The sequence below is a fragment of the Streptomyces sp. NPDC057302 genome, assembly GCF_042667685.1.
Taxonomy (GTDB): Bacteria; Actinomycetota; Actinomycetes; order Streptomycetales; family Streptomycetaceae; genus Streptomyces.
Genome location: NZ_JBHUZJ010000037.1, coordinates 50,991 through 73,810, shown reverse-complemented (window position 1 = coordinate 73,810; position 22,820 = coordinate 50,991). Strand labels below are relative to the sequence as shown.

General features: G+C 70.4%; 22 protein-coding genes. 11 read left to right on the top strand and 11 right to left on the bottom strand.

What is annotated here, in order from left to right; translation table 11 throughout:
* Positions 1 to 262: 262 nt before the first annotated feature.
* Positions 263 to 1,078 carry an SAM-dependent methyltransferase gene (locus tag ACFUPX_RS24800; protein ID WP_383326559.1) on the bottom strand — a complete coding sequence of 272 codons (816 nt, stop codon included), beginning with the start codon at positions 1,076 to 1,078 and terminating at the stop codon, positions 263 to 265.
* A 254-nt stretch (positions 1,079 to 1,332) separates the two neighbouring features.
* On the opposite strand from ACFUPX_RS24800, the gene ACFUPX_RS24795 reads away from it, so the two are divergent.
* The 3 genes from ACFUPX_RS24795 to ACFUPX_RS24785 all read left to right on the top strand — a co-directional run bounded on the left by ACFUPX_RS24795 (position 1,333) and on the right by ACFUPX_RS24785 (position 3,812).
* On the top strand, positions 1,333 to 2,238 hold the full coding sequence (locus ACFUPX_RS24795; protein WP_383326556.1) for a glycoside hydrolase family 16 protein: 906 nt from the start codon (positions 1,333 to 1,335) through the stop codon (positions 2,236 to 2,238).
* 107 nt (positions 2,239 to 2,345) lie between these two features.
* Positions 2,346 to 3,311 (top strand): LLM class F420-dependent oxidoreductase, encoded by a 966-nt coding sequence (locus ACFUPX_RS24790; protein ID WP_383326620.1) that lies wholly within the window; start codon positions 2,346 to 2,348, stop codon positions 3,309 to 3,311.
* A 78-nt stretch (positions 3,312 to 3,389) separates the two neighbouring features.
* Entirely contained in the window at positions 3,390 to 3,812 is a 423-nt protein-coding gene (locus ACFUPX_RS24785) for a hypothetical protein (RefSeq protein WP_383326553.1), read from the top strand.
* A gap of 31 nt (positions 3,813 to 3,843) precedes the next feature.
* Here the strand turns inward: ACFUPX_RS24785 and ACFUPX_RS24780 are convergent, their stop codons facing one another.
* A complete protein-coding gene (locus ACFUPX_RS24780) occupies positions 3,844 to 4,440 on the bottom strand; it encodes a TetR/AcrR family transcriptional regulator (RefSeq protein ID WP_383326550.1) in 597 nt (198 codons plus the stop codon).
* A gap of 126 nt (positions 4,441 to 4,566) precedes the next feature.
* On the opposite strand from ACFUPX_RS24780, the gene ACFUPX_RS24775 reads away from it, so the two are divergent.
* Positions 4,567 to 6,024 carry an amidase gene (locus ACFUPX_RS24775; RefSeq protein WP_383326547.1) on the top strand — a complete coding sequence of 486 codons (1,458 nt, stop codon included), beginning with the start codon at positions 4,567 to 4,569 and terminating at the stop codon, positions 6,022 to 6,024.
* 13 nt (positions 6,025 to 6,037) lie between these two features.
* Here the strand turns inward: ACFUPX_RS24775 and ACFUPX_RS24770 are convergent, their stop codons facing one another.
* The 6 genes from ACFUPX_RS24770 to ACFUPX_RS24745 all read right to left on the bottom strand — a co-directional run bounded on the left by ACFUPX_RS24770 (position 6,038) and on the right by ACFUPX_RS24745 (position 11,847).
* Positions 6,038 to 7,450 carry an NADP-dependent succinic semialdehyde dehydrogenase gene (locus ACFUPX_RS24770; protein ID WP_383326544.1) on the bottom strand — a complete coding sequence of 471 codons (1,413 nt, stop codon included), beginning with the start codon at positions 7,448 to 7,450 and terminating at the stop codon, positions 6,038 to 6,040.
* Positions 7,451 to 7,470: 20 nt separating this feature from the next.
* On the bottom strand, positions 7,471 to 7,659 hold the full coding sequence (locus tag ACFUPX_RS24765; RefSeq protein WP_383326541.1) for a DUF6479 family protein: 189 nt from the start codon (positions 7,657 to 7,659) through the stop codon (positions 7,471 to 7,473).
* A gap of 165 nt (positions 7,660 to 7,824) precedes the next feature.
* Entirely contained in the window at positions 7,825 to 8,658 is an 834-nt protein-coding gene (locus tag ACFUPX_RS24760; RefSeq protein WP_383326538.1) for an aldo/keto reductase, read from the bottom strand.
* A gap of 104 nt (positions 8,659 to 8,762) precedes the next feature.
* Complete coding sequence (locus ACFUPX_RS24755; protein WP_383326535.1) at positions 8,763 to 9,335, bottom strand: HPP family protein; 573 nt, start codon at positions 9,333 to 9,335, stop codon at positions 8,763 to 8,765.
* A 245-nt stretch (positions 9,336 to 9,580) separates the two neighbouring features.
* On the bottom strand, positions 9,581 to 10,105 hold the full coding sequence (locus tag ACFUPX_RS24750; RefSeq protein ID WP_383326532.1) for a hypothetical protein: 525 nt from the start codon (positions 10,103 to 10,105) through the stop codon (positions 9,581 to 9,583).
* 176 nt (positions 10,106 to 10,281) lie between these two features.
* Positions 10,282 to 11,847, bottom strand: a complete 1,566-nt coding sequence (locus tag ACFUPX_RS24745; protein WP_383326529.1) for an MFS transporter — start codon at positions 11,845 to 11,847, stop codon at positions 10,282 to 10,284.
* Between the two features lie 115 nt (positions 11,848 to 11,962).
* Between ACFUPX_RS24745 and ACFUPX_RS24740 the strand changes: the two genes are divergently transcribed.
* Both ACFUPX_RS24740 and ACFUPX_RS24735 read left to right on the top strand, forming a co-directional pair.
* Positions 11,963 to 12,877 (top strand): TetR/AcrR family transcriptional regulator C-terminal domain-containing protein, encoded by a 915-nt coding sequence (locus ACFUPX_RS24740; protein WP_383326526.1) that lies wholly within the window; start codon positions 11,963 to 11,965, stop codon positions 12,875 to 12,877.
* A 46-nt stretch (positions 12,878 to 12,923) separates the two neighbouring features.
* Positions 12,924 to 13,910, top strand: coding sequence for a hypothetical protein (locus ACFUPX_RS24735; RefSeq protein WP_383326523.1), 987 nt, complete (start codon positions 12,924 to 12,926; stop codon positions 13,908 to 13,910).
* Between the two features lie 26 nt (positions 13,911 to 13,936).
* Here the strand turns inward: ACFUPX_RS24735 and ACFUPX_RS24730 are convergent, their stop codons facing one another.
* The 3 genes from ACFUPX_RS24730 to ACFUPX_RS24720 all read right to left on the bottom strand — a co-directional run bounded on the left by ACFUPX_RS24730 (position 13,937) and on the right by ACFUPX_RS24720 (position 17,684).
* Entirely contained in the window at positions 13,937 to 15,268 is a 1,332-nt protein-coding gene (locus tag ACFUPX_RS24730; protein WP_383326520.1) for an enolase C-terminal domain-like protein, read from the bottom strand.
* Positions 15,269 to 15,339: 71 nt separating this feature from the next.
* The gene (locus ACFUPX_RS24725; RefSeq protein ID WP_383326517.1) at positions 15,340 to 16,677 is read right to left on the bottom strand and encodes a gluconate:H+ symporter; all 1,338 of its coding nucleotides are present in this window, start codon (positions 16,675 to 16,677) and stop codon (positions 15,340 to 15,342) included.
* Positions 16,678 to 16,712: 35 nt separating this feature from the next.
* Entirely contained in the window at positions 16,713 to 17,684 is a 972-nt protein-coding gene (locus ACFUPX_RS24720) for a 5-dehydro-4-deoxyglucarate dehydratase (protein ID WP_383326514.1), read from the bottom strand.
* 104 nt (positions 17,685 to 17,788) lie between these two features.
* Between ACFUPX_RS24720 and ACFUPX_RS24715 the strand changes: the two genes are divergently transcribed.
* The 5 genes from ACFUPX_RS24715 to ACFUPX_RS24695 all read left to right on the top strand — a co-directional run bounded on the left by ACFUPX_RS24715 (position 17,789) and on the right by ACFUPX_RS24695 (position 22,778).
* Positions 17,789 to 18,601: an IclR family transcriptional regulator gene (locus ACFUPX_RS24715; RefSeq protein ID WP_383326511.1), complete on the top strand. Its 813-nt coding sequence runs from the start codon at positions 17,789 to 17,791 to the stop codon at positions 18,599 to 18,601.
* A 60-nt stretch (positions 18,602 to 18,661) separates the two neighbouring features.
* Complete coding sequence (locus tag ACFUPX_RS24710; RefSeq protein ID WP_383326508.1) at positions 18,662 to 19,231, top strand: DinB family protein; 570 nt, start codon at positions 18,662 to 18,664, stop codon at positions 19,229 to 19,231.
* Between the two features lie 181 nt (positions 19,232 to 19,412).
* On the top strand, positions 19,413 to 20,684 hold the full coding sequence (locus ACFUPX_RS24705; RefSeq protein WP_383326505.1) for a PP2C family protein-serine/threonine phosphatase: 1,272 nt from the start codon (positions 19,413 to 19,415) through the stop codon (positions 20,682 to 20,684).
* 70 nt (positions 20,685 to 20,754) lie between these two features.
* Complete coding sequence (locus ACFUPX_RS24700; protein WP_383326617.1) at positions 20,755 to 22,332, top strand: CHASE3 domain-containing protein; 1,578 nt, start codon at positions 20,755 to 20,757, stop codon at positions 22,330 to 22,332.
* Positions 22,329 to 22,778, top strand: a complete 450-nt coding sequence (locus ACFUPX_RS24695) for a response regulator (protein ID WP_383326502.1) — start codon at positions 22,329 to 22,331, stop codon at positions 22,776 to 22,778. Before ACFUPX_RS24700 ends, ACFUPX_RS24695 begins: the two co-directional genes overlap by 4 nt.
* The last annotated feature ends 42 nt before the right edge of the window (positions 22,779 to 22,820 follow it).

Here is a 22,820-nt window from a genome sequence, read left to right as displayed (position 1 = left end):
CTTCCCCAGGGTGAAACCGGGCGGTCCCCACCGCCCGTCACGGGCGGTTCCCCACCGTCCGTGACGAGGAAGCTACGTAAGGCTGTGAGGGTTTCGGGGAGGTTTGGCATTTTCCAGGGGGACATGCACGAGATCGACGACATCGGTTCGAGTAGCGCTCAGTAAGGGCTTGGGGGTGACTGAATTCATCGGTCGGATGACCGGATCGTCACTCGGTTGCCCTCCACCGGGATCCACGCCGTCGAGCCGCCGACCGGTGAGGTCACGGCTTGCGGGCGAGGCCGCCGTGTTCGCCGATGGGCTCCGGGGCGGGGGAGTCGGAATCCGGGCGCCAGAAGGGCACCGATACGACGCCGGGGGCCAGGAGTTCCAGGCCGTCGAAGAACGCGGTGATCTGGTCGACGGGACGCAGGAAGTACGGGACGGCGCCGGTTTCGTTGTAGGCGTCCTGGGCCTGTTCGTAGTCGGCGTCGGTGCCCCGTGAACCGTCGTTGATGGAGAGGTAGCTGCCGGAGGGCAGGCCCTCCATCAGGCGGGTGACGATGGCGCGGGCCCGTTCGTAGTCGGCGACGTGGCCCAGGATGTTGCTGAGGATCAGGGCGGTGGGACGGGTGAGGTCGAGCGTCTCTGACGCGGCCGCCAGGATGCGGTCGGGGTCGGACAGATCGGCGTCGACGTACGCGGTCGCTCCCTCCTGGGTGGAGGTGAGCAGGGCGCGGGCGTGGGCCAGGACCATCGGGTCGTGGTCGACGTACACGATCCTGGTCCGGGGATCGAGCCGCTGGGCGACCTCGTGGGTGTTGTCCACGGTCGGCAGGCCGGTGCCGATGTCCAGGAACTGGCCGATGCCCGCCTCGGTGACCAGGTGGGTGATGTTGCGGCGCAGGAAGGCGCGGCTGCTGCGGGCGACGGTGACGATGCCGGGGAAGACGGAGCTGTAGGCGTCGCCGGCCTGCTCGTCGACGGGGTAGTTGTCCTTCCCGCCCAGCCAGTAGTTCCAGATCCGGGCCGAGTGCGGCACCGATGTGTCGATCTTCTGATGCGCCGCAGGTCCCGGCGTCGTGGCGTGGTCGGTCATGGGTAGCGTCCGTCTTTCCACCGAGGCGTGAACTGTTCACACCACAACCTACGTCCCAACCGTCCCGACACGTACACCAGTTCACGTACTCGGCGCGTTCCGCGAGCCGGGCCTTGACCGGGGCCGCGACCTGCGCCGGGACCGGTGGTGTCAGCGGTATGGCGGGACCTTCGGGCCTCCGCGAGGATGACCCCTTCGCGTGAGGCGTCCGCGGTCTCCTGTGGACGCGCGCGGCCGGGAGGAAGGGCATCGCGATGGGATCACACGCGGCGACGAGGCGGCGCAGGCCGGTCGTGTTCGCGGCACTCGGCACCATGCTGCTCGCCGCCCTGCTCGCCATCCCGAGCGCCGGGGGAGCGCCGCAGTCGGCCGATGCGTGCGCCGGCGTCGGCACCGAGCTGCCGCGCGGCGACTGCGGGCCGTTCTGGCAGGTCGTGGCCGAGGACTTCAACGGGGACCGGGTCCCCCTGGGCGCGTTCAGCGACTGCGACCACCACGCCGACACGTCCGCCGCGTACTGCGACGGCCTCAAGGGTTCCTACCGCGACAACTGGTGGGCCTATCCCACCGGTTGGCGCGACACGGCCAACGATCGGGGCCGTGACGTCGTCGGTGTCTACCACCCAGAGGACACCGTGAGCGTGGGCCCTGCGCGCAACGGCGACGGCCGCATGCGCATCCGGATGTGGCGGCCCGACGACGGAGGCCCTGTCCACGCCGCCGCGGTCGTACCGCGCGCCGTCATGCAGATGAAGTACGGCAAGTACAGCGCCCGCATCAAGGTGACCAAGCCTGCCGCCGGATACAAGTCGGCGTGGCTGCACTACGGCGGCGGCTGCGAGATGGACCACCCCGAGGGCAACTGGGCCGGATCCCTTACCGCCTTCCACCATCCGTGCGGCGGCGGCGAGCAGGGCACGTTCCGCGGCGCCGACGCGTGGACCGAGTGGCACACGGTGTCGACCGAATGGACCCCCGGACGCGTGCGTTTCTTCGTGGACGGGCGGGAGACGGGACAGGACACCAGGGGCGTGCCCGACCAGCCGCTTTCGTGGATCCTGCAGAACGAGAGCGCGCTCGAAGGCCCCGGGGCGGAGCCCGGCAGCAGTGCGCAGCTGGAGATCACCTGGGTCGCCGCGTACGCGTACGACTGGAAGTAGGGCCGGAGCCAAAGGGCCCGACTGGTACCGCGCCGCGTGGGCAGCAGTCCCCATGCGCCCGCTGACGGTGATGTTTCAGCGGGAGTGGTTCGGCAAAACGTATGAATATGGTGCAAATCGGCTACACGATGATGACCGAGCAGGCGGGCCCCCGTGCCCTCGTCGACGATCTGGTCGCGGCGGAACGGGCCGGGTTCGACTTCTCCGTCACGTCCGACCACTACTTTCCCTGGCTCGACTCGCAGGGGCACGCGCCCTACGCGTGGAGCGTGCTCGGCGCCGCGGCGCAGGCGACCTCGCGGATCCCGCTCATGACGTACGTGACCTGTCCGACGGTCCGCTACCACCCGGCCGTCGTGGCACAGAAGGCGGCGACGATGCAGCTGCTCTCCGAGGGGCGCTTCCGGCTCGGGCTCGGCTCGGGGGAGAGCCTCAACGAGCATGTGGTCGGCGCGGGCTGGCCCTCCCCGCAGGTCCGGATCGAGATGCTCGAGGAAGCGGTCGGCATCATCCGCGCGCTGTTCACCGGCGACGACGTCAACCACCAGGGCACCCACTTCGACGTCGCGAACGCCCGCCTGTGGGACCTGCCCGACGAGCTGCCCCCCATCGGAGTGGCGGTCTCCGGCGAGCGCTCCTGCGCGCTTGCGGGCAGACTGGCCGACCTGGTCATCGCCACCGAGCCCAAGGCCGACCTGCTCGACTCCTTCGACCGGCACGGCGGCAGCGGCAAGCCGCGCGTGGGTCAGCTGCCGGTCTGCTTCGACACCGACAAGGACGCGGCCGTCGCCCGCGCGCACGACCAGTTCCGCTGGTTCGCCGGCGGCTGGCCCGTCAACTCCGAGCTGCCCGGTCCTTCCGGCTTCGCGGGCGCCACGCAGTTCGTCACCCAGCAGGACGTGGCGCAGCAGATCCCGTGCGGCGACGATGTCGACGCCTTCGTCGATGCCGTACGCCCCTACGTCGAGGCGGGCTTCGGTGAAGTGGCCCTCGTCCAGGTGGGCGGCGAACACCAGCGGCCCTTCATCGACTGGGCCGAGAAGAAGCTGCTGCCCGCCCTGCGCGAACTCTGAGCGCTTCGGCACCGCTACCTGCCCGCACATCGGGTACCCGTGATCACACACGTACCCGCGACCCCACTGGAGAACAGCGTGAACGACACATCCGGCCCGGCTTCTCCCGGCGCGCAGGACGACTCCGCCGACCTGGTGCAGGTCGTCCTCGGAGAGTGCTCCGCGGCCGACGCGGACGCCGTCTTCGGCGTGCTGCGCACCCACTTCCCCTCCGACCGGGGCAACGAGGCGCCGCACCGGACGGAGCAGCCCCGCGACGCCGTCTGGACCGGTGCCTTCCGCGCCGACCACAGCCCGGGACCCGTCCGGGGCGTACTCCTTGCGGGTCCGGTCACCGCCGACCTCCAGGGCGGCCCGGTGGCGGTGGACCGGCTGCGGGCCACGCTCGAATCGGCCTTCGTCGCCTCGGACAACGGCACGGCATCCGGCGACCAGGAGGTACAGGTACAGCTGCGCCTGACGGGCGCCGAGCACGGGGAGCCGCCGCTGCCGGGTCACTGAACCCGGGCGGACACACACCCGGTTCTCGGGATCAGCGACTCCCTCGGTCGATGACTCCCTCGATGATTCGCATCAGCCGGTCCCCTGCCTGATCGACGCTTCCGTTCTGCGCGCTGACCTGCGCGCCTTCGAGCAGGAAGGTGATCTCGGCCGCGGCCTGCCCGGGGTCGGGCAGCCCTGCCCCGGCGCACATGGCGACCAGCCTGCGCATCTGGTGGGCCTTGTGCTCCTCGATCACCTGCCGCGCGGGATGGGTGCGGTCGGGCAGTTCGGCGATGGAATTGATGAAGGGGCAGCCCCGGTGCGAGATCGCCGGCAGCCCCTCGGCGATGAAGCGGGCCAGGCCCAGGATCTGCTCCCTGGGGCTGCCGGGGTGCTGAGCCTCGACCCGGTCGAAGGCCGCCCGGTAGTCGGCGGCGACGATGCGCAGCCACTGGGCGACCAGCGCGTCCTTGGTGTCGAAGTGCCGGTAGATCGCCATCTTGGTGGTCTCGGCCCTGTCGGCGATCGTCTGCACGCCCACCCGCCGGATCCCCTCGCTCTGGAAGAGCTCCTCCGCCGCGTCGAGGATGCGCTCACGAGGCGGCAGTTTCGCCACTCTGTCCGGCCTGCTCGCGGTCGATGTCATCACTGCTCCGTGAGGTCCGGTCGGTTGTGGTGCTCCCAGCCCTGTTACGGTACCAGCCTGTCCCAGGCGATACCGTTGGGTATCGTCAAGGACTCAACGGTATCTTTCCTTCCCCTGGGAGTGACAGTGAGAGTTGGCGAGTACGTGAGCTTCGACGCCGTCGGGCTTGCGGAGCTGGTGGCCCGCGGAGACGTGACGCCCGCCGAACTTCAGACGGCCGCGCGCGAGGCCGCGCAGGCGGTCGATCCGCGGATCAACGCCATCGTGGAGACATGGCAGGCCGACGACGAGCCCGCCCCCGGCAGCACGCCGCTGGCCGGAGTCCCCTTCCTGGTCAAGGACATCGGAGTCGCCGTGGCGGGACGGCGGATGGAGCTGGGCAGCCGTCTCGCGGCCGGCCACATCGCGCGCGGCGACTCCGCCCTGATGCGTCGCTTCCGCCGTGCGGGTCTCGTGACGTTCGGGCGCACCGCGACCCCGGAAATGGCCTACAGCATCACGACGGAACCGACGCTGTACGGCCCGGTCCGCAACCCGTGGAACGTGGGGCACAGCGCGGGCGGATCCAGCGGAGGCGCGGGAGCTGCCGTCGCCGCCGGGGTGGTTCCGCTCGCGCACGGCACCGACGCCGCGGGCTCACTGCGCATACCCGCCGCCTACAACGGCCTCTTCGGGTTGAAGCCCACCCGTGGCCGGGTCTCCATGGGCCCCGACGCGGACGAAGTCTTCAGCGGTCTGGCAGTGCAGGGCGGCGTCAGCCGCACGGTCCGCGACAGTGCGGCGCTGCTCGACCAGATCCGCGGCCCGGAACCGGGTGATCCGTACTTCGCCGGGGAGCCGTCCCGCCCCTACGCGGCAGAAGTCACCCGTCACCCGGGTGCGCTGCGGATCGGCGTCCTCGCCCAGGCGTGGGGCGGACGCCGCACCACCGCACCCGTGGCCGACGCGCTCTCCCGTACCGTGCGGCTGCTCGAATCCCTTGGTCACCGCGTGGAGGAGGCCGAGGTCGAACTCGGTGTCGGCTGGGAGGAGTTCGTCCTGGCCGGCGCCCGTCTGATGGCGGCGAACCTGGCGGCCTCGGTCGACGAGCTGGCCGCCGCCTTCCACCGGCCCGTCGACTCCTCGACCCTTGAGCAGACGACCCTCGTGGGCTACCACTACGGGCAGCGGGTCAGCGGCCCCCAGTTCGTCGGCGCTCTCGCGGTCCGCAACCGGGTCGCCCGCAGCCTGGCGCGCGGCTTCGACGCCCACGACGTGCTGCTCACCCCGACCTTGCCGGAGCTCCCCATGCCCTTGGGCGCCTACGGCGAGGGCGCTGAGGCATTGGACGGCCTCGGGTGGATCGACCGCCTCAACGACCGCTCGCCGTTCACCATGGCGTTCAACGTGGCGGGCACGCCCGCCATGTCCGTGCCCGTGACGGCCGACGCCGGAACGGGGCTCCCGATCGGTATGCAGTTCGCTTCCGGCTACGGGCGCGAGGACCTCCTCTTCCGCCTCGCCGGACAACTCGAACAGGCAAGCCCGTGGTCGGGCCGAACCCCATCGGTATGGGCAGGGAGCCCCACGAGCCGACGGGGCTGAGCCGCGGACCCTGTCAGCCCTTGCCGTCCGGGTCGGACGGGCCGTACCAGACCGTCGTGGCGTTGCAGAACTCGCGGATGCCGTGCCCCGCCAGCTCGCGTCCGTAGCCCGAGCGCTTGACGCCGCCGAAGGGCAGGCCGGGGTGGGAGGCGGTCATGCCGTTGAAGAAGACGCCGCCCGCCTGGAGGTCCCGTACACAGCGTTCGACGTCGGCGTCCTCGCGCGTCCACACGTTGGAACTCAGCCCGAAAGGCGAGTCGTTGGCCAGGGTCACGGCCTCGTCCAGGTTCGCCACGCGGTAGAGCGTGGCCACCGGGCCGAACGCCTCCTCCCGGTGGATGCGCATCTGCGGCGTCACGTCGGCCAGGACGGTGGGGGAGTAGTACCAGCCCCGCTCCTGCTCCTTGGGGCGCTGCCCGCCGCAGAGCGCGGTGGCGCCCCGGGCGAGCGCGTCGTCGACGAGTTCCTCCAGATCCTCGCGGCCCTGTTCGGTGGCGAGCGGCCCCACGTCGGTGTTCTCGTCCGCCGGGTCGCCGACGGTCAGCTCCCGCATGCCCGAGACGAACCGGTCGCGGAAGTCGTCGTAGACGTCGGCGTGCACGATGAAGCGCTTGGCGGCGATGCAGGACTGTCCGTTGTTCTGCACCCGGGCCGTCACCGCGGTCGCGGCGGCCCGCTCGATGTCGGCGCTCGGCAGCACGAGGTAGGGATCGCTGCCGCCCAGCTCAAGGACGGTCTTCTTGATCTCGTCGCCCGCGACGGAGGCCACCGAACGGCCGGCCGGCTCGCTGCCGGTGAGGGTCGCGGCCACCACCCGCTCGTCGCGCAGGATGTTCTCGACGGCGCCCGAGCCCACCAGCAGCGTCTGGAAGCAGCCTTCGGGGAATCCGGCGCGACGGAAGAGGTCGTCGAGGTAGAGGGCCGTCTGGGGCACGTTCGACGCGTGCTTGAGCAGCGCGACGTTGCCCGCCATCAGCGCGGGGGCCGCGAACCGCACGACCTGCCAGAGCGGGAAGTTCCACGGCATCACGGCCAGCACGACGCCCAGCGGGCGGTAGCGGACGATCGCCCGGGTCGCGCCCGAATCCGCCACGTCGGCCTGCGCGGGATGCTCGTCGGCGAGCAGCTCCTCGGCCCGCTCGGCATACCAGCGCATGGCCTTGACGCACTTGGCCGCCTCGGCCCTCGCCGCCTTGACGGGCTTGCCCATCTCGGTGGTCATGGTCCGGGCGATGAACGCGTTGTCCTGTTCGAGGAGCTCGGCGGCCCGGTTCATCAGCCGGGCACGCTCGCTGAACTCGCTCGTGCGGTACTGGCCGAACGCGGCGTGGGCGGCCGTCAGACGGCTCTCGACCTTCGCGTCATCGAGCGGCTCGAAGGTTTCGAGCGTCTCGCCGGTGGCGGGATCGACCGTGGCGATGGGCATGCCGTTCCTCCTCGGAACGCCTAGCGCGACTCGGGAGGCCCGTCGTGGGGCTCCTCCCAGGAGTCGGCGCGCGGCTGGGGCTCCTGTGGTGGGTTGGGGCGTCGGGTGACCTGTCGCCGTCCGAAATAGAACAGGCCGAGCAGTACGACGACGATCACCACGCCGATGATCAGCATCAGCGACGAGGTTCCGCTTGCGGCGAGGGGCATGAAGCGCCTCCTGTAGGGCTCGAAGCCGGTGGCTCCGGGCGGTGCGGGCCCCGGGATTCACCCTAGAGCGACATGCTCGGGGAAGCATGCGCAGCGACGTGAAGGGTGCCCTGACAAGCGGAAGCCACACTTCCGACGGCCGGTCGCGTTCCTCGGCCGGGTCCCTCAGAGGATCTCCAGGGGCTCCTTGCCCGTCGGCGCGGGGAACGCGGCGTCCAGCGCCTTGAGGTCCTCGTCGGTGAGGCTGAGTTCGAGGGCGGCGTGGTTCTCCTCCACGTGCGCGGCGGTGGAGGCCTTCGGAATGGCGATGACGTCGTCGTGGCGCAGCACCCAGGCCAGCGCCACCTGGAGCGGTGTGCTCCCGTGCGCCGCCGCCACCGACTCCAGGGCCTGATGGCCGAGCAGCCGCCCCTGCTCCAGCGGGGAGTAGGCCATGACGGGTACCGACCGCTCGCGGCACCAGGGGAACAGGTCGTACTCGGGGCCGCGGCGGGTGAGGTTGTAGAGCACCTGGTCCGTCTGCGGGCGGGCGCCTCGGGGGAGTTCCGCTAGGTCGTCGACATCGAGATTGCTCACGCCCCAGGCGCCGATGCTGCCGCTGCTCACCAGGCCTTCGAGAGCCTCGACGGTCTCCGAGAGCGGCACACCGCCCCGCCAGTGCAGCAGGTACAGGTCGATCCGGTCGGTGGCGAGCCGGCGCAGGCTCGCGTGGCAGGCCTCGACGGTGCCGCGGGCGTCGGCGTTCGACGGCAGCACCTTGCTCACCAGGAACACGCCGTCACGGTGCCCGCGGATCGCCTCGCCGACCAGCTTTTCCGAGGCGCCGCTCCCGTACATCTCCGCCGTGTCGATCAGCGTCATGCCCAGGTCCAGGCCCCTGCGCAGGGAGGCCAGCTCCTCGGAACGGCGCGAAGGATCGTCGCCCATGTGCCAGGTGCCCTGGCCCAGGGCGGGCACGCTCACTCCGGAGGGGAACGTCACTGTCCTAGCCGCTGCCATCGCGCATCCCTTCTCGTACTTCAGCCGTCAGCCTTCTGCTCTCCGCGTGCGCGGGTTCCACACGTCAAGAACATCACCATGCCCACGCGGGGACGTACAACTGATCACCACCAGTACGCGGGATAGCGCGGCGCGCTGGGGCGGGCGCACGAGGCCGCCCAGCCCGCCAGGACGACCACGACGACCGATCCGGCGAGCAGGGGCAGGAAGGTGGCGGGCCGGGGATGGTGCAGGACGATGACGACGGCGGTGGCGCAGGCCGGCGAGTGCGGCGTGCGCGCCACGGTCATCACGGCGAGGCCGATGCCCGCGGCCAGCGCCGCGGCCCAGGGTGCGCTGCCCAGCGCGGCGAGGACCGCGTAACCGATGCCCGCGCACAGCAGATGGCCCGCGATCACGCTGCGCGGCTGGGCCAGCGGCAGCCTGGGGACGCTGTGCACGATGGCGGCGGACGCCGCGAGCGGGGGTATCAGGACCGGCTCGTGGACGACGGAGCCGACGGCGACGAGCGCCAGCAGAACAGCGGTGACGGCACTGATGTTGTGCAGCGTGGTGCCCGCGGGCGGTGGGGCGGGGGCGCGGCCCGCGAGGCGGGGCAGGACGCGTGGACGTGTACGTATGCGGGGGTGAGGCAGGGCAGGCGTGGGCGGTGCCTCGATGATTTCGTCGGTGCTCAAGAGAAGGACGTTCCGGACTTCAGCCGGCCGGGGACCCGGACGGCGGGATGACAGAGGGCAGGAGTCGCCGCGGCCGCCCGTGCGGTCGGCAGGGGGCGCGGGCAGCATCGGCGGCCCGGGGTCGGGGCGTCCGCGTACTCACCCGAGATCCTACGAAGCCCCCTCGCGCGGCCTGCGGCCAGGTCCGGTAAGCACTGCGCTGACCAGGATCGATACAGGGGCGGCGGAACTTCCTCCCCGTACGGTCAGGCCGCGCGGCACAGCTCCGCGGGGGCGGCCGTGGCCGAGGTGCGGGCCATGGCCGCGTCCACGGGAGGGGCGGTGCGGGCCCCGGCCGCGGCCTGCGAGCGGCTGCGGGCGAAGACGACGAGGCGCAGCACCGCGAACCGCGCGACACCGGCGAGTGCGGAGGCGGACAGGTAGACGACCTGTTCGAGCACCGCACCGGGCGCCGCCACCAGCTGCTGGAGAACGAGCATCGCCACGCAGGTCACCGCGTACGCGGCCGCGGCGGACCCGGCCGACTGCGCGTGCTGGCGCCAGGTCGCGCGCCCACCCGCGCCGAAGGTGAAGCGGGCGTGCAGTTCGGTGGACAGGAGCGTGGAGACCACGGTGATCAGGGCGTTGGCCAGCACCCAGGGAATCCAGGAGGCGACGGCCGCCACGGCGAAGCTGGAGGCGACCCCCACCCCGCCGCCGCAGAGCACGAAGCGGGCGAAGGCGGTGAACGCGCCGGGCGCCGATTGCTGCTGACTCCGTGCTGTCTCCATGCCCCGACCCCTTTGCCGACTCAACTCCGCGACATGCGCGCCCCTCAGCCTGTGAAGCCGAGGGCCGCTCCCCTTGGTGCCATCATGGCACACGTGTGGCGCCATGTGGAGCCATTTATGGCGTCATGAATGTCGCCAGTGGCGCCACAGTGTGGGTGTGATGGTGAATAGGCAGGTCAGCGGCTTGGTACGGCTTCGATGTGTGCCTCGACGTTCGATCCGGCAGGGTGCTCGGTCCTGCCCGCACCGCGCAGCAGGACGAGGCAGAAGAGCCCCGCCGCGGCCATCACGACCGCAGCGCCGATCGCGGCGAAGCCCATCCCATGCGTGAAGGCATCGCGCGCGGCGGACAGGACGGACTCCGCAGTGCCGGAGGGGAGGTCCGCGGCCACCGTGGTCGCACCGCCCAGGGTTTCGCGAACCGCGTCGGCGTGCGGAACGCCGGTCGGAAGAGCGTCGGCCATGTCGCGGCCGTAGACCGCGGCGCCGATGGAGCCGAGGATCGCCATACCCAGGGCTCCGCCCAACTCCTGGCCCGACTCCAGGACGGCCGCGGCCGAGCCCGCGCGTTCCGGCGGGGCGGCGCCGATGGCCAGTTCATTGGCGAGGGTCATGGCGGCGATGAGGCCGCCCGCATAGACCGAGGCGCCGGTCAGCGTGACCCAGAGCGCCGTGTCGGCGTGCACCTGGGTCAGCCAGAGGAAGCCGCAGGCGGAGACGAGGAAGCCGCCGCCCATGACATAAGCGCGGTCGACGCGTTGGGCGAGCACGGCCGCGACCGGGGCCATGACGGCCAGACCTGCGGCCGGCACCAGGCTCCACAGGGCGGCCTCGAACGGGCTCATGCCGCGGACGGACTGCAGGTACTGCGTGAGGAAGACGGCCATGCCGACCGTGGCGAACATGGCGAGGAGATTGGCGACCACCGGACCGCCGAAGGCGCGCCGCCCCAGCAGGACCAGGTCGATCACCGGGTGCGCCAGACGCTTCTGGCGGTGCACGAAGACGAGGCCGAGCGCGAGTCCCGAGGCGACGGCGAGGGCGGGCCGCGGCTCGTAGCCGTGCTGGGCCAGTTCCTTGATGCCGTAGATGACTGGGAGCAGGGCCGCGAGGGAGAGCGCCGCGCTCGGCAGGTCGAAGCGGCCCTGCTGCGGCGACTTGAACTCCGGTACGAGGAAGGGGACGAGGGCGAGCAGAAGCACCATCGCGGGCAGATTGATCAGGAAGACCGAACCCCACCAGAAGTGTTCCAGGAGCAGACCGCTGACCACCGGGCCGAGGGAGATCCCGGCGGTCATGACGGCCGTCCACACCGTCACCGCCTTGGCGCGCTGCTGCTCGTCGCGGAAGAGATTGCGGATCAGGGCGAGCGTAGACGGCATCAGGGCGGCGCCGCCGAGCCCCAGCAACGCCCGTATGGCGATGAGCAGTTCGGCCGAGTGCGCGTACGCCGCTGCGACCGAGGCCATACCGAAGACCGCGGCGCCCCCGAGCACCAGCGCACGCCGTCCGATCCGGTCGCCGATGGCGCCCATGGTGATGAGCAGGCCGGCGAGGACGAAGCCGTACATGTCGAGGATCCACAACTGCTGGGTGGCGCTGGGCTCCAGGTCCTGGCTGATGTAGGGAATCGCGAAGTAGAGGACCGAGACGTCCATCGAGACGAGGAGCAGGGGGAGCATCAGGACGCAGAGGGCGGACCATTCCTTGCGGCCCGCGCGGGGGCCGGGTGTGTTCTCCATGCCCGGTACGGAAGCGGCTGCATGCGTACATCGCAAACAACGACCTAGTGCACTGCCCTAATTACCGCTGCTGACCTGGGAGGTGACGCATCAAGTGCACTAGTACAGTGAAGCCATGACCGCCGAACCGCCCTATCTCCGTATCGCGCGGGACATCCGCCTCCGGATCGACTCGGGCGATCTCGCGCCCGGCGACCGTGTCCCCTCCACCCGGCGCATCACCGAGGAGTGGGGCGTCGCGATGGCGACCGCGACGAAGGCGCTCGCCGCGCTGAAACAGGAGGGTCTGGTGCGGGCCGTGCCCGGTGTCGGCACGGTGGTCGCGCAGCCGGAGCGGGAGAGCCGCGGGGCTCCCGGCCAGCTCCTGAACCGCGAGCGCATCATCCGCGCCGCGATCGCGTTCGCCGACGCGGAAGGGCTCGCGGCGCTGTCCATGCGGCGTGTCGCGGCCGAGTTCGGCACCTCCACCATGGCCCTGTACCGGCACGTCCCGAGCAAGGGCGAACTCGTACGGCTGATGTCGGAGGCGGTGTTCAGCGAGGAACCGCCGAGCCCCGGACCACATGGCTGGCGTGCGCAACTGGCCCGGGAAGCCTGGTGGTTGTGGGGCCTCTACGAGCGTCACCCCTGGCTGGGGCGGGCCATGGCCGCCCTCACCCGCCCGATGGCCTCGCCCCATGCGATGCGGTACACGGAGCGGGTCCTGTCCGCCGTGAGGGGAGTGGGCCTCACCCCGTACCAGATGATCCACGTCCACCTCTCGCTCCTGGGCTATGCCCAAGGCGTCGCGATGGCCATGGAGTTGGAGACTCAGGCGCGGCAGGACACCGGCATGACCCCCGAGGAGTGGATGGCGTCCCACGAGCCCCGCATGGACGAGATCCAGACCAGCGGGGCCTATCCGGTCCTGTCGACCCTCTTCGGCGACGACGACTTCGGCCTCGAACTCGGCACGCTCTTCGAGTTCGGGCTCGAGCGGTTCCTCGACGGAGTCGCGGTGCTCGTCGAAAAAGACCTGAGGAGTCCTTGACCATCCATAATCATTCATGGAGGCGGCAACTGATGAGGAGGACCCGGTGAGGCGTCCGCGCGTGCTGGGATGCGTCGTGGCTCTGGTCATCACAGCGGGGTGCAGCAGTGAGGCGCCGTCGTCGTCACCCGAGGATCGGACCTCCCGTGCGCCGGTCAGCGTCGACGTGAACCGTGTCGACTCCTGGTGGAAGAACAAGCCGAACATCCTCGAGGTCGACTTCACCAACCAACGGCGGGCCCGCCCTGACGCGACCGTCGAGCTGCGCATCGGTCTTGGGAATCACAGGGGCCAGGTGCCCACGGCCGCGTACGGGGACGACCGGCAAGAGGACGACCACTGGAAGAAGCTGACGCTCTCCACGCCTCGACCAGGCCGGATCGGCGGCAAGAAGAACCTGGTGACGAGCGGCTCGTTCCGCCTCCCGCTGCATTCCGGGCCGAGCCGGACGCGGTTCAGGATCAACCCGCCGTTCGGCCCGCGGACCGAGGGTGACCGGCTGCCCGTCGAGCTGGTGTTCAAGGATCACGGCCGCCTCCTCGGACGCGGCTACCTGGGCGTCGAGTTGGAGGCGCTCACCAGCACAGTGCTTTCGCAAGGCCGCGCCGTGCTGCGCAGGGACGGCCGCTGGACTTCGATTGAAGCCGAGGTCACCAACCAGTCGCGGAGCCCCTACCCGAAGGTCCGGGCCCAGCCCGAGTTCACCGCGTGCGAGGAGAGCGACGATCCTTTCGAGCAGTGTGCCTTCGGCGGCGAGAGCACGACGTCGCACGTGCGTGCTCAGTGGTACGACGGCAAGGCCTGGACGGACGTGCCCCGCAAGGAGGCCGACCAGGGTGACTCGCTGATCGTCCCCGTCGGAGCCGTGCCTGCCGGCAGCACGAAGAAGGTCAGACTCCGGTTCGCCGCCTCGCGGGAGGGCCTCGGGAACACCGAACGGCTCCAGATGACCTTCGGCGTCTCCGGTCTCGGCGACGGAGCCAGGGAACGCTCCGTCTACTACGGCGACGCCACCGTCCTCGCTCTCCGTTGAGGCACAAGCCGCGAAGTGCCTCGCCCTCAACGCACCAGGCAGGGCCGCTTGTTGTCGAACTGCCAGTCGGGGATGAGGTAGCGCATGCCCATGGCGTCGTCGCGGGCGCCCAGGGCCTTGTGCAGGTAGAGGTCGTGGGCCGCCAGGAGGCGGTCCATGTCGAGCTCGATGCCCAGGCCGGGAGCGTCGGGTACGGCGATCTCGCCGCCGACGATGCGGGGCGGGGCGGTGGTGAGGCGCTCCAGGCCCTCCTGCCAGATCCAGTGGGTGTCCAGGGCGTTGTACTCCCCGGGGGCCGCGGCTCCGCAGTGGGTGACCATGGCAAGGGAGATGTCGAAGTGGTTGTTGGAGTGGCATCCCCAGGTCAGGCCCATCGCGTTGCACAGCTGCGCCACGCGTACGGAGCCCTGCATGGTCCAGAAGTGCGGGTCGGCCAAGGGGATGGAGACCGACTGGAGGGCCAAGGCGTGCGTCATCTGCCGCCAGTCGGTGGCGACCATGTTGGTGGCGGTCGCAAGGCCCGTGGCGCGGCGGAACTCGGCAAGGACTTCGCGGCCTGAGTAGCCGTCCTCGGCGCCGCAGGGATCCTCGGCGTAGGCGAGCGTGTCGGTCAGGGGCGCGCACAGCTCGATCGCCTCGCGCAGGGACCAGGCACCGTTGGGGTCGAGGGTGATGCGGGCCTGGGGGAAGCGGTCCTTGAGCGCGCGTACGGCGGCGACCTCCTCGGCGCCCGCCAGGACACCGCCCTTGAGCTTGAAGTCCCTGAATCCGTAGCGGTCGTAGGCGGCTTCGGCCTGCCGGACGATCGAGTCGGGGGTCAGGGCCTGCTCGTGCCGTATGCGGTGCCAGTCGACGGGTGATTCGGGCTCGCGGACGTACTCCAGGTCGGTGCGGTCGGGGTCGCCGACGTAGAAGAGGTAGCCGAGGACGCGGACGGAGTCGCGCTGCTGGCCGTCGCCCAGCAGCGCCGCGACGGGAACGTCGAGGTGCTGGCCCAGGAGGTCGAGCAGCGCGGACTCGACGGCGGTGACGGCGTGGACGGCGGTGCGCAGATCGAAGGTCTGGGCTCCGCGTCCGCCGGAGTCTCGGTCGGCGAAACGCTCGCCGATCTCGCGCAGGACACGCTTGTAGTCACCGACGCGGGCGCCGACGACGAGGGACTCGGCGTCGCGCAGGGTCTGGGTGATCTTCTCGCCGCCCGGTACTTCGCCCAGGCCCGTGCGGCCGTCGGAGTCCCGCAGGACCACGATGTTGCGGGTGAAGTAGGGGCCGTGCGCGCCGGAGAGGTTCAGCTCCATGCAGTCCCGGCCGGCGACCGGGTAGACGCTGAACGCGGTGACGGTCGGCTGCCTGTTCATGATCAAAGGTTCCTCGGGTGAGAGAGGGGAGAGAGGGGAGAGGGGGAGCGGAGTGGTGGTCGGCCGGGCGGTCAGAGGCTGAGGACGTCCAGGGCCCACTCCACCGTGAGCACGCCGCCGAGGCCGAGGATCGCGAGCACCGTCGTATACGTGGTGCGGACCTTGATCGCCTCGATGACCGAGAGGTTGAAGTACTCCTTGAACAGCCAGAATCCGGGGTCGTTGACGTGCGAGAAGGCGATCGACCCGCAGGAGACGGCGAGCACCAGGATCTCGGGGTGGACGCCGCTGTTCGCCAGCAGTGGCAGCACCACGCCGGAGGCGGTGACGACGGCGACCGTGGCGGAGCCGAGGGCGATGCGCAGGATCACCGCGATGAGCCACGCGAGGATGAGCGGGGAGACGGGCCAGCTGTCGGTGGTGTCCTTGATGTGGTCGGCGATGCCGCCTTCGACGAGGACGTTCTTGAAGGCGCCGCCCGCTCCGATCACCAGCAGGATCATGGCCATGGCCTGCGCCGCCGACGTACAGGAAGCGCTGACGTCGGCCAGGCTGCGGCCGATGCGCGGCCCGAACGCCCAGATGGCCAGGAGGAGGGTCAGCAGGAGCGCGATCGGTGCCGAGCCGATGAAGGCGACGAAGTGCAGGAGCGGGGTCTCGCCCGAGGTGGCCATCTCGGTCACCGACGCACCGGCGATCAGTACGACGGGGAAGAGCGCCACGGTCAGGGCCCAGCCCATGCCGGGCATCTCCTCGTCGGTGAACTCGCGCTCGCTGACCAGGCCCTTGGGGATGGAGGGATTCATCGCCCTGATGAACGGAAGCCGCGGCCACGCCAGCGCGATCAGCGCACCGGCGGGTATCGCGATGAACAGGCCGTAGACCAGGGTCAGTCCGACCGAGGCGTGGAACGTCGCGGCCACGGCGGTGGGGCCGGGGTGCGGCGGCAGGAAGCTGTGCATCGTGGAGAGGGTGATGGACATCGGAAGGCCGATCCACAGCAGCTTCGCCCCGGTGACGCGTACGAGGGTGAAGGCGATCGGCACGATGATGATGAAGGCGACTTCGTAGAACATGGTGACGCCGATGAGCATGGACGTGACCACCATGGCCACTTGGACCCACCGCGGTCCGAAGGCGTCCAGCATCTTGTTGGCGATGCGCTGTGCGGCACCGGAGTCCCCCATGACGCGGCCGACCATGGCGCCGAGCCCGATGACGAGCATCGTGTCGCCGATCTGGCCGCCGATGCCCTCCGAGAGGACGTCGGGGATGGTGGCCACCGGAATCCCCTGCACCAGCGCGACGGCGACCGCCACGAACAGCAGGGCGGCGAATCCGTTCAGCTTCAGCCGGGTCATGAGGAACAGCAGGACCAAGACGCTGATCCCGACTACGACGAGCGGCATTTCAGTTCCCCTTTGAACTGTGTATGCGGGTGTGTTCAGGCCTCGCGCCGCATGGCCCGGACCAGATCAAGACCGGCGTCGAGGACCTTCTCCAGATCGGCGACGTCCTGCGGGCCGGGGTCGGTGAGGGGCGCGCGCACCGGTCCGACCGGCAGACCGCGCAGCCGGGCGGCGGCCTTGACCAGCGAGACGGCGTACCCCGGCGCCCGGTCGCGCAGTTCGACCAGCGGGACGTAGAACTCCCGAAGGAGACGGTCCACGGCGGCGTCGTCCCGCTCCCGCAGCGCGGTGAAGAAGGCGTCGGCGATCTCGGGCGCGAAGGCGTGGACGGCGGAGGAGTAGGCGGGGACGCCGACGGTGGCGTACGCACGGGCCTGGATCTCCGCGGTGGAGGCGCCGTTGAAGAAGAGGAAGCCTTCAGGGGCGGCCAGGGTGAGGCGCTGCAGCCGGTCGAGGTCGCTGTGCCCGTCCTTGAGGCCGATGACGGAGGGGATCGCGGCGATCCGGCGCAGGGCGTCGGCGTCGAAGGTGACCTGGCCGCGCTGGTAGGCGATGAGGGGGAGCCGGGTGCCGGCGGAGAGGCGGCGCAACTGTTCCACCAGGCCGTCCTGCGATGCCTCGACCAGGTAGTGGGGCATCACCAACAGGGCGTCCGCGCCCTCCTCCTGGGCGATCCGGGCGAACCGCAGCGACTGGGCCCACCCGTATCCGGTGCCCGCCACCACCGGCAGCCGGCCGTCGGCGACCTCGACCGTGACCCTGATGACCGCGCGGTACTCCTCCTCGTCGAGCGAGAAGAACTCCCCGGTGCCGCACGCGGGGAACACCGCGCCCGGCTCCGTCGCCAACTGGGCCGTCAGATAGGAGCGGTAGGACTCCAGATCTAGGCCGCCCTCGCTGTCCATGCTGGTGAGGGGGAAGGACAGCACACCGCGCGCCATGCCCTCCCGCAGCCGCTGGGCGACGTCCTGGGGTTCTTCGTGCCTCGTCGTACTGAGCTTGTTCATGAATCTCATCTCTATATGCAGATGGCGTCCACGTATGAGAATGGAGGCTAGAGTCATGAACCACGGGGGTCAATGGGTGTGCGCGGCGGATCTACGATGGGCGCATGGCGCAGAGCGGAACGGAACCCGAGGCCGCCGGGCCGGGAGTCCGAGGGGTGAAGTCGGCGCTGCGGACCGTCGCGCTCCTTGAACTGCTCGCCGAACGCGCCGACCGGCCGGCCCGCCTGGACGAGCTCGCCGAAGAGCTGGACGTGCCCCGCAGCAGCATGTACCAACTGCTGCGGACGCTGATCGACTGCGGCTGGGTGCGCACGGACACCACCGGATCCCTCTACGGCATCGGGATCCGCACGCTGCTCACCGGCACGAGTTACCTCGACGGCGACGCGCGGGTGCACGCCATCCGCCCGTACCTGGACGAGGCCTCGGACGCTCTCGGTGAGACGATCCACCTGGCGCGGCTCGACGGACCGAACGTCGTGTACCTCGCGACCCGGGAGTCCCACGAGTACCTGCGCACCATCAGCCGGGTCGGCCGCCGCGTCCCCGCGCACGCCGGAGCCCTCGGAAAGGCACTGCTCGCCGAGCGCCCGGAGAGCGAACTCCCGCTCGCCGACGAACCGTTGACCGCTTTCACGCAGAGCACGCACGTCGACCGCGCCGCGCTCCTCGCCGACCTGGAGCGGGTGCGTGAGCGCGGCTACGCCATCGACCGCGAGGAGACGGTGAGCGGCATCGCGGGCTTCGGCTTCGCCCTGCGGTACGACGCTCCGGCCGTCGACGCCATCAGCTGCTCGGTGCCCGTGGCCCGGCTCACCGACGCACACCAGAGCCGCGTCGTGTCCGTCATGCGGGACGTCCAGACGAAGATCGAGAGCCTCCTGTCACCCGTTTCGGGGGCTCCGGACTGGCGCTGAAGGACCGGCGTCGAGCCGGACGGCGAAAGTCGGTGGCGCACCGGGTCCGCACGGTCAACCATGGCCCGCATGAGCGACCAACCCGAACGATGGACCAAGGCGACCACCTACCCCGACATGTGGGCCGACCCGGACGACGACCCCCGCAACAGCGACGGAGTGAGCCCCGACGGCGAACTGGCGACCCTCCAGGACTTCCTGTCGAGTTACCGCATCACCCTGCGGATGAAATGTGACGGCCTGGACGCGGAGCAGCTGGCCCTGCGGTCGGTTCCGCCGTCGACGATGTCGCTGCTCGGCCTGTTGCGGCACCTCGCCGAGGTGGAACGGGACTGGCGCAACTGGATCAGGGAGGGCGACCCGCTGCCGAAGCTGTACGGCGAGCGCGACGCGGACTTCCACGGTGCGGTGGGCGAGCAGTCCCAGGTCGATGCCGCGTACGCCGACCTGGCGCGCGAGCAGGCCGCGATGGACGCCGAGCTGGCCGAGCATCCGGACCTGGGGGAGCGGTTGGGCAAGGACGGCTTCGCGGTCCGGGAGCTGATGGTGCACAGGATCGAGGAGTACGCCCGGCACTGCGGGCAGGCCGACCTGTTGCGGGAATGTATCGACGGCAGGGTGGGGCAGTAGCGCCTGAACGGTTCGCTACCGAGCGCTGTGTGCGTTGTGCGAAGATCCGGAGACCATTCGACGGTCACTGCGCGCGGGTCCGCCGCGGTGGTGCCGTCGACAACGGCCACGCGGCCAGGCGGATTTACCGGGTGAGGAAGGCGGGAGCGGAGCGGTGGCGTCACAGCCAGGGACTTCCGGCGTGCGATCGGCCGTCGAGAACGACACTGCCGGGACCCGGCAGTTGTCGCCGCCGTTGGTGCTGCTGATCGAGGACGACCCCGGCGACGCGCTTCTGGTCGAGGAACTCGTCGCCGACAGCGCCTTGAAGATGCGGCTGCGGTGGGTGCGCTCCATGGCCGAGGCCCGAGAAGCGCTCGCCATGGAAGTGCCGGACTGTGTACTGCTGGACCTGCATCTGCCCGATGCCCAAGGGCTGGAAGCCGTCTCCATGGTCCGGGCCCATGCCGAGCGGGTCGCGGTCGTCGTGCTCACGGGCCTCGCCGAGGAGGAGACCGGCCTGGCCGCCGTGGCCGCGGGGGCCCAGGACTACCTGGTCAAGGGCCGGGTGGAACCGGAGCTCTTCGGCCGGGCCGTGCGCTACGCGATCCAGCGCAAGCAGGCCGAGCGGGCGGCCGTCGCCCTGCGGGCCAGCCAGATGCAGGCACAGGAGAACGCCCGCCTGGAGCGGGGGCTGCTGCCGAGGCCGCTCCTGAACAGCGCGGGCGTGGACGTCGTGGCCCGCTACCGGCCCGGCCGCGCCCAGGCCCTGCTGGGCGGCGACTTCTACGACATCGTCCAGAGCGCGGACGGCACCGTCCACGCGCTCATAGGCGACGTCTCCGGCCACGGCCCCGACGAGGCGGCCCTCGGCGTGGCACTGCGCATCGCCTGGCGCACGCTGGTGCTCAGCGGCGTCACCGGCCCCGAGCAGGTGGGCAGGCTCGAGGAGATCATGCTGGCGGAGCGGGTCAAGCCGTATGTCTTCGCCACCCTGACGAGCCTCTCCGTTCCGGCGGGGGCACAACACGTGCGCCTGACGCGGGCGGGCCACCCCGGGATGCTGCTGCGCACGGCGGACGGCGGCGTCGAGTGGGTGGAGGTGGCCGGCGGACCTGCCCTGGGCGTCGCGCGCGGCGTGCCGCGCTGGCCGGTCGAGGAAGTGCCCCTTCCCGCACGCTCGGCGCTGGTGCTGTTCACCGACGGCCTCTTCGAAGGGCATGTCGGCAACGGCCGCGAGCGGCTCGGCGAGGACGGACTGCTGCGCCTCGCACGCGAGCTGGCCGGTCTGGCACCGGAGGCATTCGTCGACACGCTGATCCAGCGTGCCGAGGACCTCGCCGAGGCGCAGGGCGGCCTGGCCGACGACGTGGCCGTGGTGCACCTGCACTGGCACGGGGACGGCGAAGGGCCGACGCGAGCGGTGATCGAGGGGCGCTACAAGAGCGGTATCGGAGAACAACGCCGTGGTTGAGACGAAGAGCAGGGCATGGATCGGCCGTCGGCTGACGGTGCGGGGATGGTTCCAGCTGGTGCTGGCCCTGATGGTGCTCCTGGTGGTGGTCGGCACCGTGGTCGGTGCCCGGCTGCTGGGGCAGACCGCGGACGTGACCGACGAGCTCACCGACCGCATTCAGCCGGCCCGGACACAGGCGTACCGACTCCAGGCCGCTCTGGTGAACCAGGAGACCGGCGTCCGGGGCTACGCCATCACCGCCGACCGCCAGTTCCTGGACCCCTATGTCCAGGGAAAGCGGGACGAGGCCCGCGCCGCCGCCCGACTGCACGACCTCATCGGGGACCGGCCCACACTGATGGCGGACCTCAAGGCGGTCCAGCGGGAGGCGGCGGACTGGCGGCGCGACTACGCCGACCCCCTGGTGTCCGACGTGACGCCCGGTGAACCCCGCGCACTCGCGGCGAAGAACGCCGAGCGCGGCAAGCAGGTCTTCGACCAGGTCCGCACGGTGTGGGGCGCGCAGAACGACGATCTGGGCCGGGCCGTCATCGACGGCAAGGACGAGCTGGACCGCACCCGCGCGGTGCGCACCGTGATCCTCGGCGCCATGGTGGCGGTCTTCCTGCTGGCCGGGATCGCCCTGGCATTCCTGGTTCGGGTGCTGGTGGCCCGCCCCTTGGAGGCGTTGCGTGCCTCGTCGCGGCAGGTGGCGCGCGGCGATTTCGACCACGTCATCACGGTCCACGGTCCCGCGGACCTCAGGGCGGTGGCAAGGGACGTGGAGGGCATGCGGCAGCAGATGCTGGAGGAGCTGGGGGCCTCACGCCGCCAGCGGGACGCGCTGACCCAGCAGGCGGCCGAACTGGACGCCCAGGCCGTGGAACTGCGGCGCTCCAACGCCGAGCTGGAACAGTTCGCCTACGTCGCGTCCCACGATCTGCAGGAGCCCCTGCGCAAGGTCGCCTCCTTCTGCCAACTGCTCGAGAAGCGGTACGGAGACGCCCTCGACGACCGGGCCAAGCAGTACATCGACTTCGCGGTCGACGGCGCCAAGCGCATGCAGGTCCTCATCAACGACCTGCTCACCTTCTCCCGCGTGGGGCGCCTGAACGACGCCCGGGTGCCCGTCGACCTCGACCAGGCCCTCACCAAGGCGCTGGCCAACCTGGAAACCTCCGTCAGGGACACCGGCGCGCTCGTCGAACGCCCCCAGAAGCTGCCCGAGACCGTCGGCGACCCGACGCTCCTCACGATGCTCTGGCAGAACCTCGTCGGCAACGCCGTCAAGTTCCACCACCCCGAGCGCACCCCGCGGATCCAGATCACCTGCGATCAGGACGCGAGCTCCGGCGCCTGGAACTTCGGGGTCGCCGACAACGGCATCGGCATCCCCGAGGAGTTCGCGGAGAAGGTCTTCGTGATCTTTCAACGCCTGCACGGCCGCGATGCCTACGGGGGCACCGGCATCGGCCTGGCCCTCTGCAAGAAGATCGTCGAGTATCACGGCGGCCACATCTGGATCGACAGCGGCCACACAGGGGGAACGCGCATCTGCTTCACCCTGCCGTCCGAAACCGAAGCGGATGTCACCACCGAAGCGGACGTGACCACTGAAGCGGATGTCACCACCGAAGCCCGCACCGAGGAAAAGGCCCTGAGATGACCACCCCTCCCGCCACCCCGATCGACGTGCTCCTCGTGGAGGACGACCCGGGCGACGAACTGATGACGCGCGAGGCGTTCCAGGACAACAAGATCCGCAACAAGCTGCACGTGGCCCGGGACGGCGAGCAGGCGCTCGACTTCCTCTATCAGCGCGGTGAGTACGTGGGCGTGCCGCGCCCCGATCTCATCCTGCTCGACCTCAACCTCCCCAAGTACGACGGGCGCCAGGTCCTGGAGAGGATCAAGTCGGACGCGGACCTGAAGGACATCCCGGTGGTCGTGCTCACCACGTCGGCGGCCGAGGAGGACATCCTGCGCAGCTACAAACTGCACGCCAACGCCTACGTGACCAAGCCGGTCGACCTGGACCAGTTCATCGCCGCGGTACGCCAGATCGACGACTTCTTCGTCCAGGTCGTACGGCTGCCCCGACGCAACGGCTGAATCCGATCACAGATTCTCCCCCGCCGATGGATAGCGGCGGGT